Origin of the sequence: Bailinhaonella thermotolerans, from assembly GCF_003594875.1 — a bacterium.
GTDB lineage: Bacteria > Actinomycetota > Actinomycetes > Streptosporangiales > Streptosporangiaceae > Bailinhaonella > Bailinhaonella thermotolerans.
Genome location: NZ_QZEY01000028.1, coordinates 32176 through 44872 on the forward strand (window position 1 = coordinate 32176; position 12697 = coordinate 44872).

Sequence of the window (12697 nt, forward strand, 5' to 3'; positions counted from 1 at the left end):
AAACGCCCCGTTCACGTGCGGATATGGCGGCGGTAAACCCCCGGCGATGATTAGTCGCCATTTCGTCGGGGAAACCGCCGCCATGGGTACTTTGCTATTTATCATCGCGGCGATCCTCGTGATCGCCGGGGTCGTGTCCCTTCTCCGCGGACAGCTCCTCTGGGGCATCGTCCTCATCGTCGTCGGCCTGCTGGTCGGCCCGGGCGGCTACAGCATCTTCGGGTAGCGCCCCATCACCGGCCGGAGCGGCCGTACGGCCGCTGAGCTTCGGCCGAGTCTCCGGCACGGGGTCCGCCGGAGGCCCGGCCGAGGGAGCGGGCGGGGGTGAGCGGACGTCTCTCCGGGCGTTCTGACCCACATTCGTGGCCCGGGTCCGCGAAACCCCCGCCCCGCTCCCGCCCCAACTACCGGGCACGGAACCCCGCCCCGCCGTACAGTCCTACAGACGGGGGCGCGGGGGACCGCGCGCCCGACGCGGATCACGTGGACACGGGGCGGGAGAATGGTTTCGGACGCCGGCACTGACATCGGACGAGAGGACCCCCTCACGGGCGAGCCGCCGCGGGGCCCCGCCACCGGGGCGCCGGGCGAGGAGCTCGCCGGCCTGCGGCTGCCCGACGCGGTGCGCGAGGCGCTGCTCGGGCCGCTCATCGACCACCACTGCCACGGCGTGCGCAGGGACGACCTCGGGCGGGCCCGTTTCGAACTGCTCGTGACCGAGGCCGGCACCCCCGCGCCGCCCGGCACCACCCACTTCGACACCCCGGCGGGCGCGGCGCTGCGGCGCTGGTGCGCCCCGGTGCTCGGGCTCGAACCCCACGCGCAGCCCGCCGTCTACCTGTCCCGGCGCGCCGAACTGGGCGCCGAGGAGGTCAACCGGCGGCTGCTGCGCCGGGCCGGCATCCGCACGTTCCTCGTGGACACCGGCATCGGCTCGGGGCCGGAGTACCTCGGCCCCGACGAGATGGGGCTGCTCGGCGGGGGCACCGCCCGCGAGATCGTCCGCCTGGAGCGGGTCGAGCGGGACGTGGCCGCGGACGTGGCCTCGGCGGTGCACTACGCCTCGCGGCTGTCGGAGGAGCTGGACCGGCGCGCGGAGGGCGCGGTCGCGCTCAAGACGATCATCGCCTACCGGTGCGGCCTGGACTTCGACCCCGAGCCCCCCTCCCGCGGGGAGCTCCTCGCGGCGGCGGCGCGGCGCGTGGCCGACCCCAAGGCGCGGCTCTCGGACCCGGTGCTGCTGCGGAACCTCCTCTGGACCGGCGTGGACGTCGCCCGCGAGCGCGGGCTGCCGCTGCAGTTCCACACCGGGTACGGCGACGCCGACCTCGACCTGGACCGCTGCGACCCGGCCCGGATGAGCGGCTTCCTGCGCCGCGCCCAGCCGAGCGGCGTCCCGATCGTGCTGCTGCACTGCTACCCGTTCCACCGTTCGGCTGCCTACCTGGCGGCGGTGTTCCCCCAGGTGTACGCCGACCTCGGGCTGTCCCTGACGTACACCGCGGCCGGTTCGGCGGCGGTGGTGGCCGAGACCCTGGAGCTGGTGCCCTGGCACAAGCTGCTGTTCAGCTCCGACTGCTACGGCCTTGCGGAGTTCGCCCACCTGGGCGCGCTGTACTACCGCCGGGGCCTGGGCCGGGCCCTGGAATCGCGCCTGGCGGAGGGGGAACTGAGCGTCGCCGACGCCGCCCGCGTCGCGCACATCACCGGCTCGGGCAACGCCCGCCGCCTCTACCGCCTGTAGTCCCGCCCCGCGCGAGAGTGCTTCGTGCGGGGGTTTCGCAGCTACCGCCGAGGGCTTTCTGCCTGGTCGCCGCGATGATCCTTTTTTGCCATCCTCTGGGCATGGACGTACGCGGACTCCTGCGCGGCCTCCGGCGCGGGCACGGCCACGGGCATGAGCACGGCCACGGGCATGGGCACGGCCACGGGCATGGGCACGGGCATGGGCACGGGCACAGGGCGATGGAGAGCAGCCGCGCGGGCATGCGGGCCCTGTGGATCTCGCTGGGGCTGCTGGCGGTGACGGCGGCCGCCCAGGCGGGGGTGGTCGTGCTGTCCGGCTCGGTGGCGCTGCTGGGGGACACCGTGCACAACGCGGCGGACGCCCTCACGGCGCTGCCGCTGGCGGCGGCGTTCCTGCTCGGCCGGCGGCCCGCGACCGCGCGGTACACCTACGGGTACGGCCGGGCCGAGGACCTGGCCGGGCTGGTGATCGTGCTGGCGATCGCGGGGTCGGCGCTGTTCACGGCCTATCAGGCGGTGGACCGGCTGCTGAACCCCGAGCCCGTCGGGCACCTGGGGGCGGTCGCGGCGGCGGCGCTCGCCGGGTGCGCGGGGAACGAGGCCGTCGCCCGGTACCGGATCCGGGTCGGCCGCCGCATCGGGTCGGCGGCGCTCGTCGCCGACGGGCTGCACGCGCGGGTGGACGCGCTCACCTCGCTCGCCGTCCTCGCCGGGGCCGCCGGGGTCGCGCTCGGGTTCCCCGCCGCCGACCCGATCGCGGGCCTGGCGATCACCGTCGCGATCCTGCACGCCCTGCGCGGCGCGGCCCGCGAGGTCCTGGACCGGCTCATGGACGCCGTGGACCCCGCCCTCGTGAGCACCGCCGCCGAGACGCTGCGCGCCACCCCCGGCGTCCTGGACCTGCGCACGGTACGGCTCCGCTGGGTCGGCCACCGGCTCCGCGCCGAGTGCGAGCTGGTCGTCGCCCCGGACTCGACGCTGGTCGAGGCCCACGAGATCGCGCACACCGCCGAGCGCGCCCTGGCCGCCGCGATCCCCCACCTCACGGCCGCCACCGTCCACACCGACCCGCTGCACGCCCACCACGCGGACCACTCCGCCGGCCACGCCGCGGACCGCTCGGCCGCCGCCTGACAGCCCCCTCTTGGGGCGAGGAGGACGCGGAGCCGGGGGCCCCGGCCGGCGCGGGGCCCGACCCGCACGCGAAGCGCCCGGCTCCGCTCCCGGAACCGGGCGCCGCTCGTTTCCACGCCCATGCCGTACGGCGAGGCGGGGCCGTACGGCGGGCGCGAGGCGGGGCCGTACGACGGGAGGTCAGAGGGTGACGGCGCGGACGGTGAGCACATCGGGGAGGTGGCGGGCCACGGTCGTCCAGGTCTCGCCGTCGTCGCGGGAGGCGTAGACCTGGCCGTCGCGGGTGCCGAAGAACACCGACGAGCCCTCGGCGCACATGGCGTCGCGCAGGATCGAGGAGTAGGTCGGCTCGTCGGGCAGGCCGGCCGACAGGGGGCGCCAGGAGCCTCCGGCGTCGTCGGAGCGGTACACCCGGTAGCGGTGGCCCACGGGGGTGCGGTCCATGTCGCCGTGCAGCGGGATCACGTAGACGGTGTCCGGCCGCTCGGGGTGCACGACGATCGGGAAGCCGAAGTCCGAGGGCAGCGAGTCGCCGATGGAGGTCCAGCTCGCGCCGTGGTCGTCGCTGCGGTAGACGCCCCAGTGGTGCTGTAGGAACAGCCGCTCGGGCCGGGAGGGGTGCCGGGCGACCTTGTGCACGCACTGGCCGAACTCGGGGTACTGCTGCCCCTCGGGCATGAACGGCGCGCGGATGCCCCGGTTGGCGGCCTCCCAGGACTGGCCGCCGTCCGAGCTGCGGTAGAACCCGCCGGTGGAGACCGCGATCGCGATCGACTTGGGGTCGGAGGGGTGGGGGAGCACGGTGTGCATGCAGAGCCCGCCGCCGCCCGGCTGCCACTGGGCCCGGTGCGGGTGGTCCCACAGCCCGCGCACCAGCGAGTAGGTCCGGCCGCCGTCCTCGGAGCGGAACAGCGCGCCCGGCTCGGCGCCCGCGTAGACCACGTCGGGCTCGGTGGGGGAGACCTGGAGCTGCCAGACCCGCTCCAGCGTCGTGCCGGTGTCCTCGGGGAACGCGACGGGCGGCCGCTCGGCCTCGCCCCAGGTCCCGCCCAGGTCGTCGGACCACATCACCGACGGGCCGAAGTGGCCGTACTCGATCGCGGCGAGCAGCCGGGCGGGGGAGCGGCGCGTGTCGAAGGCGACGGCGTGGACCGCGATCGTGGAGAACTTCACCTCCCCCACCTCGAACGGCCCTCCGTCGCGGGAACGTGCGAGGAACAGGCCCTTGCGGGTGCCGATCGCGAGGATCATGTCGCTCATGGGTCCACTTCCTTCATACGGGAAAGGTGGGAGGCCGAGCGGTCTCATCGTGGCACGATCCGCCCCCGGGCGGACGAACTCCGGTGATTCCGGCGTCACTCCCCGTGCCGCCAGGCGAGGTCACGTGTGCGTCACAGGGCGGGCGGCGCGGCAAAGAGGGAGATCAACCCCGGTGTAGGGTGTTGCGCGGAAATCTCACGATCATCGGGTGGAGGTCGGCGGATGCGGGCAGTCGTGCGTGGACTCATCGGCGCGCAGGCGGTGGTGACCCTCGCGGGCGCCGCGCTGGGAGCGGGTGCCGCCCCGGCCGCCGCGGACCCGTCCGCCGCCGCGGGCGCCGCCCTCGCCGGGTCCGTCGCCCGTTCCGTGACGGCTCCCGCCGCCTCCGCGGCGCCCGGCCGTACGGCCTCGGCCGAGGTGAGGTCGCGGGCCGGCGGCAGGACGAGCCGTCCGGCGGCCAAGCGCAAGCCCGAGAAGCCGAAGACGCCCAAGCCGGCCAAGCCCCCGGCGCGCGGCGACGGCCAGGACGACGCGGTCTACCTCGTGCACGGCCTGGACACGGGCGCGAACACCGACTGCCGGGCCTCCCACGGCGAGATGCGGGAGCTGCTGCGGGAGTACGGCTGGAGCGGGCCGATCCAGACCGTCGCCTACTACAAGGGCGACCGCCGCTGCGACCTCGCGGTGCCCGGCCGGTCGAAGTTCGACGCGAACACCTCGATCGCGACCCTGGGCAAGGCGCTGGCGAACCTCGTCTACGACAAGCACTCCCGGCACGGCCGCGCGGTGGACCTCGTCGGCACCTCCATGGGCGGCCTGATCGTGCGCGCCGCCCTGACCGGGGTGCAGCGCAAGGAGAAGGGCTTCCCGCCCTACCTGTACGTCGAGGACGCGGTCACGCTGGGCACCCCGCACAACGGCGGCTACTCCGGCTCGTGCCACGACAAGCTCCAGTGCCACCAGATGCGCAAGGCCGACGGCGGCAAGCTGGCCCGCTGGCTGTCGACGCGGCCGCAGTCGCCGGGCTTCCGCACCGACTGGACCGTGATCGGTTCCGAGGCCGACCAGACGGTCCCCGGCTCGTACGCCGTGGCGCTGCCCGCCCCGCACAAGATCCTCTACCACGAGTCCGGGGGCATCGGCCACAACGGGCTGTGGCAGCGCTGGTTCGGCACGTTCCCCGCCACGATCTGGAACTCCGCCCAGGGCTCCGCGCCGCGCTACACCGACGAGGCCCGCCAGCCGGTGCACGCGGTGTCGTACGCCCTGAAGTACCAGTCGGCCTGGTAGCCGCCCCCGTACGGCGGGGCCGGGCGCCGTCACGGGGAGCCGCGTCAGAGGGGCCGGCTCAGGGGGAGCCGCGTCACGAGGGGCCGCTCACGGGGCTTCGCGCAGTCAAGGGGCCCCGCGCACGGCGTCCCGGTGGATGCGGGTGAGCGGCACGCCCGCCCGCTGGAGCCGCTGGGTGGTCGCGTCCACCATGGCCGGCGGCCCGCACACGAAGACCTCGTGCGAGGCCCAGGAGTGGAACCGCTCCACCACCTCGGGCAGCTTCCCGCGCACCCCGTCGTACTCCGGATCGTCGGAGACCACCGGCAGGACGCGCAGCCACGGGTGCCGCGCCTCCAGCCGGGCCAGGTCCGCCAGGTCGTACAGCTCCTCGGCGCGCCGCGCCCCGAACAGCAGGTGCACCTCGCGGCGCCGGCCCGCGGCGACGATCTGCTCGACCAGGGCCTTGATCGGCGCCAGCCCGGTCCCCCCGGCGACGCACAGCACGTCGCGTGAGGCGTCCTGCGGCAGCGTCATCGTGCCCACGGGCGGCCCGAGCAGGAGCGTGTCGCCGATGCGGGTGTGCCGGACCAGGCTGCCGCTGACCCAGCCTCCCGGCACCGCGCGCACGTGCAGCCGCAGCGTGCCGTCCTCGCGCGGCGCGTTGGCGATCGAGAACGGCCGCCAGACCCGGGGCCAGCGCGCGGTCTGCACGCTGACGTACTGCCCTGGCCGGTACGCCATCGGCTGGTCGGGCCGCAGCGTGATCACCGCGATGTCGGGCGTGCGGAGCTCGTGGTCGATCACCTCGGCGAGCCACCAGGGCGGGGACTGCCCGGCGTCCTCCTCGGCCGCCCGCGACATGAGGCCGGACGCGGCGGCGTAGGCGGCGGTCCAGGCCGCCTCGATCTCCTCGTCCCACTCCTCGGCGAACTTGCGCACCGTGGCCAGCAGCGCGTCGCCGATCGCCGCGTAGTGCTCGGCGGAGACGCCGTACTTGCGGTGGTCCCGGCCGAGCTGCTCCAGGTATCCGGCGAGCCCGTCGGGGCTGTCGAGGCTCCAGACGATTCTGGTGAGGGAGCCGAAGAGGCGGTCCCGCTGCGTGTCCATCGAGGGGGGGAACATTCCCCGCAGATGAGGATTCTTCGCGAAGAGCCGTCCGTAGAAGTACGCGGTGGCCTTGTCGGCCACCCGCTCCACGGCGGCGAAACTCTCCTTGACGAGACGTGGATTCAACGTCATGTGCCAGCGCCACCCTAGGTTGCCCGTCACCTCCAGATATTCCGGGTACGAGCGCCGGTGGCCCCGGCTCGACCGACCGCTCGAAAATCAGTCTTACATCCCGACTCGGACGTCACAACCGATTTCGAGCAAGCTCCAGCAATTCCATTCAGAGTCTTTTTAGTTGATCAAATCGTTCACTTAGCTGCATTTGCAACAATGTGCAGTAATGAACGCAGAGTGCATGAATGACCACGGATTGAAACCGGTTGGAGGCCCAAGATCACGAAGTAACGCCACTGATACCCGGTTTCCTGACATACCCGAAAGGGGGTGCGCCATGATTGGGATGGCCTCGGACGGGAGGCCGTCGAGCACGATGGAGTACGCATGCCCCGACCGCTGATCGGCGTCACGACGTATCTGGAGGCCGCCCGCTGGGGAACCTGGGTACGGGAGGCGGCGTTGTCGCCCCTCGCCTACCCCCGGGCCATCGAGAAGGCGGGCGGCGTGCCCGTCCTGGTGCCGCCGCTGTCCCCCCAGGCCATCGAGTCGTACGTCAGCGGCCTGGACGGCCTCGTCCTCGCCGGCGGCGTCGAGCTCGACCCCTCGCTGTACGGCGAGACGCGCGACGAGCGCGCCGAGGAGCCACAGCCGCACCGCGACCGGTTCGAGCTGGCCCTCGCCCGCGCCGCCGTCCAGGCCGACCTGCCGGTGCTCGGGATCTCCCGGGGCATGCACGTGATCAACGTGGCGCAGGGCGGCACGCTGACCCCGTGGCTGCCCGCCGCGGTCGGCCACGAACGCCACGCCGGCGGCGGGACGGCGGGGGCGCCGCACCGGATCCAGATCAGCGTGAGCAGCAAGCTCGGCAAGGCCGTCGGCGACACGCTGGAGGTCGGCGTCAACCACGTGCAGGCGGTCCGCCGCCTGGGCACCGGCCTGCTCGCGGTCGCCTGGGCCGAGGACCAGATCGTCGAGGCGATCGAGCTCCAGGGCCACTCCTTCTGCGTCGGCGTCCAGTGGCACCCCGAGCGCGGCGAGGACACGCGCCTCTTCGAGGCCCTCGTCGAGGCCGCCAGGCCCTGACCGCCCGCCGGGCCCCGGGCCGTACGGCGGGCACGGGGAGGTTGCGGGCGCGCGCGGCCGTACGACAGTCTGATCTCCAGGAGCCGGAGATCGGGTGGGGTGGTCATGGCGTTGCATCCGCAGGCCCGCGCCTTCCTGGAGATGACCGCGGCGGCGCCGCCGGTGCCCAGGAACGCCGCCGGGATCGCCCGGATGCGGGCCATCGACCGGCTGGCCGAGCGGCGCGGCCCGGCGATCGAACTGCCCCGGGTGTCCGACACGCTCGCGGGCGGGGTGCCGGTGCGGGTGTACCGGCCCGAGGCCGGTGACCAACCGCTGCCCTGCGTGGCGTACTTCCACGGCGGCGGCTGGGTGCTGGGCAGCGTGGCGCAGTCCGACCCGCTCTGCCGCGACCTGGCCGTCCGCGCCGGGGCGGTCGTGGTGTCGGCGGACTACCGGCTCGCGCCCGAGCACGTCTTCCCCGCCGCCGCCGAGGACGCGTGCGCGGTGCTGGACGCGCTGTTCGCCGACCCCGCGGCGTACACCGCCGATCCGGGCGCGATCGCGGTCTGCGGCGACAGCGCCGGCGGGAACCTGGCGGCCGTCGCCGCCGCGCACGCGCGCGACGCCGGGCTGCCGCTGGCGCACCAGGTCCTCGTCTACCCGATCACCGACGTGGGCATGGCCACGGCGAGCTACCGCGAGTACGCCGCCGGGTACGGCCTGGAGGCCGACGGGATGGCCTGGTTCACCCGCCTGTACGCCGGCGGCGCCGACCCCGCCGACCCCCGGCTGTCGCCGCTGCGCTCGCCGGACCTGCGCGGCCTGGCCCCGGCCACCGTGATCACCGCCGAGTGCGACGTGCTGCGCGACGAGGGCGAGGCGTACGCCGCGGCGCTGGCCGCCGCCGGGGTGCCGGTGGACACGCGGCGCTTCGACGGCATGCTCCACGGCTTCTTCGCCCTGCCCGACCTGTTCGACGCCGCGTCCGCCGCCCGCGACTACGCGGTGGACCGCCTGCGGGCGGCGTTCGGCGAGAGCGGCGTGGCCGGGGCGGTCCCCGCGGGGACCGACTGACCCTCCCGGGGCGCCCGGGGCGAGACGACAGGAGTGAGCGGTTGAGCGAGTACGGCGCGTACGAGCGGCTGAAGGTGGACTGGGCCGCCGACGGGGTGCTGCGGATCGTGATCAGCGAGCCGCGGCGGCTGAACGCGGTGGACATGACCGGGCACCGGGAACTCGCCGAGATCTGGCGCGACGTGGACCGCGACCCGGCCGTGCGCTCGGTGCTGATCCGCGGCGAGGGCACGGCGTTCTCGGCGGGCGGCGACCTGTCCATGATCGAGGAGATGATGGGCGACCACGCGACCCGCATGCGGATCTTCGCGGAGGCGCGCGACATCGTCTACAACGTCATCAACTGCGCCAAGCCCGTCGTCTCCGCGATCCAGGGCCCGGCCGTGGGCGCGGGCCTGGCGGTCGCGCTGCTCGCCGACGTCTCCGTGGCCGGCCGCACCGCCAAGATCATCGACGGGCACACCCGGCTCGGCGTCGCGGCCGGAGACCACGCCGCGATCGTCTGGCCGCTGCTGTGCGGCCTGGCCAAGGCCAAGTACCACCTGCTGCTGTGCGAGCCGGTGACCGGCGAGCAGGCCGAGCGGATGGGCCTGGTCAGCCTGTGCGTGGACGACGGCGAGGTGCACGAGACCGCCCTGGACGTCGCCGTACGGCTGGCGCGCGGCTCGGCCGAGGCGATCCGGCTGACGAAGTACGCCCTGAACAACTGGCTGCGGCTGGCCGGCCCGTCCTTCGACGCCTCGCTGGCGATGGAGTTCCTCGGCTTCACCGGCCCCGACGTGGCCGAGGGCGTCCGCGCCGTCCGCGAGAAGCGCCCGCCGTCCTTCCCCGCCGGGATGTAGGCGCGGGGACACGGGCGCGGGGACGCGGGGGCGGGGACACGGGCGCGGGGACGCGGGGGCGGCGGCCCGGGTCAGCGGGCGTCCCGGTCCTCCGGATCCCCCGGGCCCGGGTAGCGCTTGCGCAGCTCGCGCAGGCCGACGCCGAAGACGCCGCGAGAGAAGATCTTCTGCATCTTGAGGGCGTCGGCCGGGGCGGCCTCGAACGTGGCGCGCCACTCGACGAAGGCCTCCTCGGTCTCGGTGACCGGGGCGACGCGCAGCGTGGCGTGGAAGTCCCGCACCGGGAACGGGCTCTCCACGAAGTCGTACGCCTGCACCCGCTCCTCGTCGTCGAGCTCGGCGAGCCGTTCCAGGAACACGCTCCCGTCCGGGCCCACCAGGCGGCGCACGCAGCCGGGCTTGGCCGGGTCCCCCGACTCGATCGCGCAGGTCTCGATCGCCGGATGCCACTCGGCGAAGTTGCCGAAGTCGCGGAGGTAGCGCCACACCTCGTCGGCGGTCGCGGGGAGGACGCTGCTGGCGTACGAGGTGGGCATGTCGGCTCCTAGCGGGGGGCTCCGGGCCCGGCCTGGTCGAAGGGGCCCGACCCGCACCATGCTGCGCCGTCCGCGCCGGTCAGGCAAGCGCCTCGGCGTTCTCCACCCGATCTCCGCCCGGTTCTCCGCGCGACCCCCGCCCGTCCCCCGGCCGGTACGGCGGGGCGCCGCCGTACCGGTGGGAGGGGCGGGGACCGGGAGCCCGCCGGAGGCTAGAAGCCGCGCGGGAGGCCGAGGACCTGGGTGGCGAGGTAGTTGAGCAGGAGCTCCTCGGTGACGGGGGCGACCTTGCCGATGCGGGCGTCGGTGAGGAGACGGGCGACGGGGTACTCCAGGGAGTACGCCATGCCGCCGTGGACCTGGAAGGCCTGGTCGGCGGCCTCCCACGCGGCCTGCGCGGCGGTGAGCTTGCCGATGTTGGCCTCGGTGCCGCAGGGCTCCCGGTTGTCGAAGAGCCAGGCCGCCTTGTAGAGCATCAGCCGGGCCAGCTCGATCTTGGCCTTGACCTGCGCGAGCGGGAACGCCACGGCCTGGTTCGCGCCGATCGGGCGGCCGAAGACGACCCGCTCGCGCGCGTAGTCGCAGGCGACCCTGAGCGCGACCTCGGCCCCGCCGACCGAGCTGGCCCCGAGCAGGATCCGCTCGGGGTTGAGGATGTCCCACAGCACGGCCGCGCCCTGGTCGACCCGGCCGACGACGCGGTCGGCGGGCACGCGCACGTCGTCCAGGAAGACCATGTTCGACGGGGTGGTGTTCGCGCCCATCTTGGGGATCGCCTGGTACGACAGGGTCCCGGCGGCGACGGCCTCGGGCACGTTGACCAGGAAGACGGTCAGCCCGTTCGTGCGCGGCCTGGCCTCGGCGGCCGGGATCGTGCGGGTCACCAGCAGCATCCACTCGGCGCGCTGGACGCCGGTGATCCAGATCTTCTGGCCCTTGATCAGGAAGTCGTCGCCGTCGCGCCGGGCCGAGGTGGAGATCGCCAGCGCGTTCGACCCCGCGTCCGGCTCGGTCAGCGCGAAGCACGTCTCCATGGTCCCGGCCGCCAGCCTGGGCAGGATCTCCCGCCGCTGCCACTCGCTGCCGTGCCGGGTCAGCGTGAGCGCCCCGAACCCCGGTGTCAGCACGTAGGTGAACGCCGACCCGCCCGCGGACCCGCCTGCGGAGAGCGTCTCGGTGGCCACGGTCAGCTCCAGCAGGCCCTGGCCGCCCCCGCCGTACTCCTCGGGGACCGCGAGCCCGAGCCACCCGCCCTTGGCGAGCTCCTCCCACACCTCCTCCGGCCAGCGCTTCTCGGCCTCGCACCGCTGCCAGTAGTCCATGTCGTAGCGCGCGCAGATCTCCCCGATCCCGTCACGCACCGCCCGAGCACTCTCGGGAAGGCTGAAGTCCATGCGGCCAGACTAGAACCAAATTCGGTTTCTTTGAAAGGGCTCGCTTACCGCCGCTCGCCCGCCTTCCGCAGCTCCCGCACGACGACCCCGCGGACCTGGGCGTACGGCAGGCAGCCGTAGTGCCGGGAGTCGTGGGAGCGGCTCGCGTTGTCACCGAGGACCGCCAGATGCGCGGGCGGAACCAGGGCTCCGGAGGGCGCGGGCCCCGGCTGCCCGGGGGAGGCCGGGACGCCCGGCGGCAGCCGGTCCCCGGGCACGGCGGCCACCCGCTTCACCGCCCAGGCGCGGTCGCGCGGCACGAGGGCGGCGACCTCCGGCGGCGGCCGTTCGGCGAAGACCACGACCTGGCCCCGCCGTACCGACGACGGGCGGACCCGGCGGACGAGCGCGACGTCGCCCGGCCTGAGGGCGGGCGACATGCTCTCGCCGTCCACGGTCACCACGGCGTACCGGCGGCGGGCCCAGGCCAGGGCGGCCGCGAGCGCGAGGAGGAGCGGGAGCGCGAGGATCACGCCGGGGCCGGCGCGGGCAGGCGGGCGAAGTCCACGTCCACGAGCGTGACCCGGCCCTCGGACACCGCGCAGAACGCCGGGAAGCCGCGCACGTGGAAGGCGTCGGCCACGGGGGTGCCGCGGGTCTCGACGACGACCCGGGCGACCGGGCTCAGCGCCTCGACCAGGTCGGCGGGGTCGGTCACCTGGCCGTCGATCACCACGAGGACGCGGCGGCGGTCCTGCCCGCGCGCCCAGGCGGCGATCGCGGGGACCTTCTCCCGGCAGGTCGCGCACTCGGGCGCCAGGAAGATCGCGATCGTCCGGTCGGGCAGCAGTTCGCGCGTCACCGTCTCGCCGTCGGTGGTCGCGGCGGAGAAGGCGCCGACCTCGTCACCGGGGTAGGGGAGGTCCTTGACGGCGGCGGACGGCGGCAGCCCGCTCATCCGCGTGAGGTCCTGGAGCATCGTGGTGTGCTCGCGGATCCGGCGCACGAGGCCGACCGTCAGCAGCAGGTTGAGCACGCACAGGAGCGAGAAGAAGATCACCACGGAGGTCAGCAGCGCCACGTTCCTCGCCTTCCTCGAAAGCGGCGGCCGGCGGGCCGCCGGGGGCGGCTGCGCCACCGGCGGGGCCGATGGCGCAGGCGGTCGTTCCGG

The 12697-nt window shown here is 74.3% G+C and carries 13 protein-coding genes; 7 read left to right on the forward strand and 6 right to left on the reverse strand.

Annotated features, from left to right (window positions below; all coding sequences use genetic code 11):
- Window positions 1-82: 82 nt before the first annotated feature.
- The 3 genes from D5H75_RS43835 (at window position 83) to D5H75_RS38815 (ending at window position 2880) form a co-directional block, all read left to right on the forward strand.
- Entirely contained in the window at window positions 83-226 is a 144-nt protein-coding gene (locus D5H75_RS43835) for a GPGG-motif small membrane protein (protein WP_242454763.1), read from the forward strand.
- Window positions 227-502: 276 nt separating this feature from the next.
- Window positions 503-1744, forward strand: a complete 1242-nt coding sequence (locus D5H75_RS38810) for an amidohydrolase family protein (RefSeq protein WP_119931623.1) — start codon at window positions 503-505, stop codon at window positions 1742-1744.
- A 101-nt stretch (window positions 1745-1845) separates the two neighbouring features.
- Window positions 1846-2880, forward strand: a complete 1035-nt coding sequence (locus D5H75_RS38815) for a cation diffusion facilitator family transporter (RefSeq protein WP_119931624.1) — start codon at window positions 1846-1848, stop codon at window positions 2878-2880.
- Between the two features lie 180 nt (window positions 2881-3060).
- On the opposite strand, the gene D5H75_RS38820 is transcribed toward D5H75_RS38815, so the two are convergent.
- On the reverse strand, window positions 3061-4140 hold the full coding sequence (locus D5H75_RS38820; protein WP_119931625.1) for a WD40/YVTN/BNR-like repeat-containing protein: 1080 nt from the start codon (window positions 4138-4140) through the stop codon (window positions 3061-3063).
- A 222-nt stretch (window positions 4141-4362) separates the two neighbouring features.
- On the opposite strand from D5H75_RS38820, the gene D5H75_RS38830 reads away from it, so the two are divergent.
- Window positions 4363-5430 carry an esterase/lipase family protein gene (locus D5H75_RS38830; RefSeq protein WP_202638945.1) on the forward strand — a complete coding sequence of 356 codons (1068 nt, stop codon included), beginning with the start codon at window positions 4363-4365 and terminating at the stop codon, window positions 5428-5430.
- Window positions 5431-5535: 105 nt separating this feature from the next.
- On the opposite strand, the gene D5H75_RS38835 is transcribed toward D5H75_RS38830, so the two are convergent.
- Window positions 5536-6681, reverse strand: coding sequence for a globin domain-containing protein (locus D5H75_RS38835; RefSeq protein ID WP_242454764.1), 1146 nt, complete (start codon window positions 6679-6681; stop codon window positions 5536-5538).
- A gap of 339 nt (window positions 6682-7020) precedes the next feature.
- Between D5H75_RS38835 and D5H75_RS38840 the strand changes: the two genes are divergently transcribed.
- From D5H75_RS38840 to D5H75_RS38850, 3 genes are all read left to right on the forward strand, one after another.
- Window positions 7021-7719, forward strand: coding sequence for a gamma-glutamyl-gamma-aminobutyrate hydrolase family protein (locus D5H75_RS38840; protein ID WP_119931629.1), 699 nt, complete (start codon window positions 7021-7023; stop codon window positions 7717-7719).
- Between the two features lie 105 nt (window positions 7720-7824).
- The gene (locus D5H75_RS38845; RefSeq protein ID WP_119931661.1) at window positions 7825-8775 is read left to right on the forward strand and encodes an alpha/beta hydrolase; all 951 of its coding nucleotides are present in this window, start codon (window positions 7825-7827) and stop codon (window positions 8773-8775) included.
- Between the two features lie 41 nt (window positions 8776-8816).
- On the forward strand, window positions 8817-9617 hold the full coding sequence (locus D5H75_RS38850; RefSeq protein ID WP_119931630.1) for an enoyl-CoA hydratase/isomerase family protein: 801 nt from the start codon (window positions 8817-8819) through the stop codon (window positions 9615-9617).
- A 71-nt stretch (window positions 9618-9688) separates the two neighbouring features.
- Here D5H75_RS38850 and D5H75_RS38855 read toward each other — a convergent pair whose 3' ends face one another.
- From D5H75_RS38855 to D5H75_RS38870, 4 genes are all read right to left on the reverse strand, one after another.
- On the reverse strand, window positions 9689-10153 hold the full coding sequence (locus tag D5H75_RS38855) for an SRPBCC family protein (protein ID WP_119931631.1): 465 nt from the start codon (window positions 10151-10153) through the stop codon (window positions 9689-9691).
- A 212-nt stretch (window positions 10154-10365) separates the two neighbouring features.
- On the reverse strand, window positions 10366-11547 hold the full coding sequence (locus tag D5H75_RS38860) for an acyl-CoA dehydrogenase family protein (RefSeq protein WP_119931632.1): 1182 nt from the start codon (window positions 11545-11547) through the stop codon (window positions 10366-10368).
- A 44-nt stretch (window positions 11548-11591) separates the two neighbouring features.
- Window positions 11592-12059, reverse strand: coding sequence for a S26 family signal peptidase (locus D5H75_RS38865; RefSeq protein WP_119931633.1), 468 nt, complete (start codon window positions 12057-12059; stop codon window positions 11592-11594).
- On the reverse strand, window positions 12056-12607 hold the full coding sequence (locus D5H75_RS38870; protein ID WP_119931634.1) for a TlpA family protein disulfide reductase: 552 nt from the start codon (window positions 12605-12607) through the stop codon (window positions 12056-12058). The genes D5H75_RS38865 and D5H75_RS38870 overlap by 4 nt, the downstream gene beginning before the upstream one ends.
- Window positions 12608-12697 lie beyond the last annotated feature (90 nt).

What these genes read in the sequence shown, in the direction of transcription:
- D5H75_RS43835 (WP_242454763.1), top strand. Translation starts at nt 83, where the DNA reads ATGGGTACTTTGCTATTTATCATCGCGGCGATCCTCGTGATCGCCGGG.
- D5H75_RS38810 (WP_119931623.1), top strand. Translation starts at nt 503, where the DNA reads ATGGTTTCGGACGCCGGCACTGACATCGGACGAGAGGACCCCCTCACG.
- D5H75_RS38815 (WP_119931624.1), top strand. Translation starts at nt 1,846, where the DNA reads ATGGACGTACGCGGACTCCTGCGCGGCCTCCGGCGCGGGCACGGCCAC.
- D5H75_RS38820 (WP_119931625.1), bottom strand. Translation starts at nt 4,140, where the DNA reads ATGAGCGACATGATCCTCGCGATCGGCACCCGCAAGGGCCTGTTCCTC.
- D5H75_RS38830 (WP_202638945.1), top strand. Translation starts at nt 4,363, where the DNA reads ATGCGGGCAGTCGTGCGTGGACTCATCGGCGCGCAGGCGGTGGTGACC.
- D5H75_RS38840 (WP_119931629.1), top strand. Translation starts at nt 7,021, where the DNA reads ATGCCCCGACCGCTGATCGGCGTCACGACGTATCTGGAGGCCGCCCGC.
- D5H75_RS38845 (WP_119931661.1), top strand. Translation starts at nt 7,825, where the DNA reads ATGGCGTTGCATCCGCAGGCCCGCGCCTTCCTGGAGATGACCGCGGCG.
- D5H75_RS38855 (WP_119931631.1), bottom strand. Translation starts at nt 10,153, where the DNA reads ATGCCCACCTCGTACGCCAGCAGCGTCCTCCCCGCGACCGCCGACGAG.
- D5H75_RS38860 (WP_119931632.1), bottom strand. Translation starts at nt 11,547, where the DNA reads ATGGACTTCAGCCTTCCCGAGAGTGCTCGGGCGGTGCGTGACGGGATC.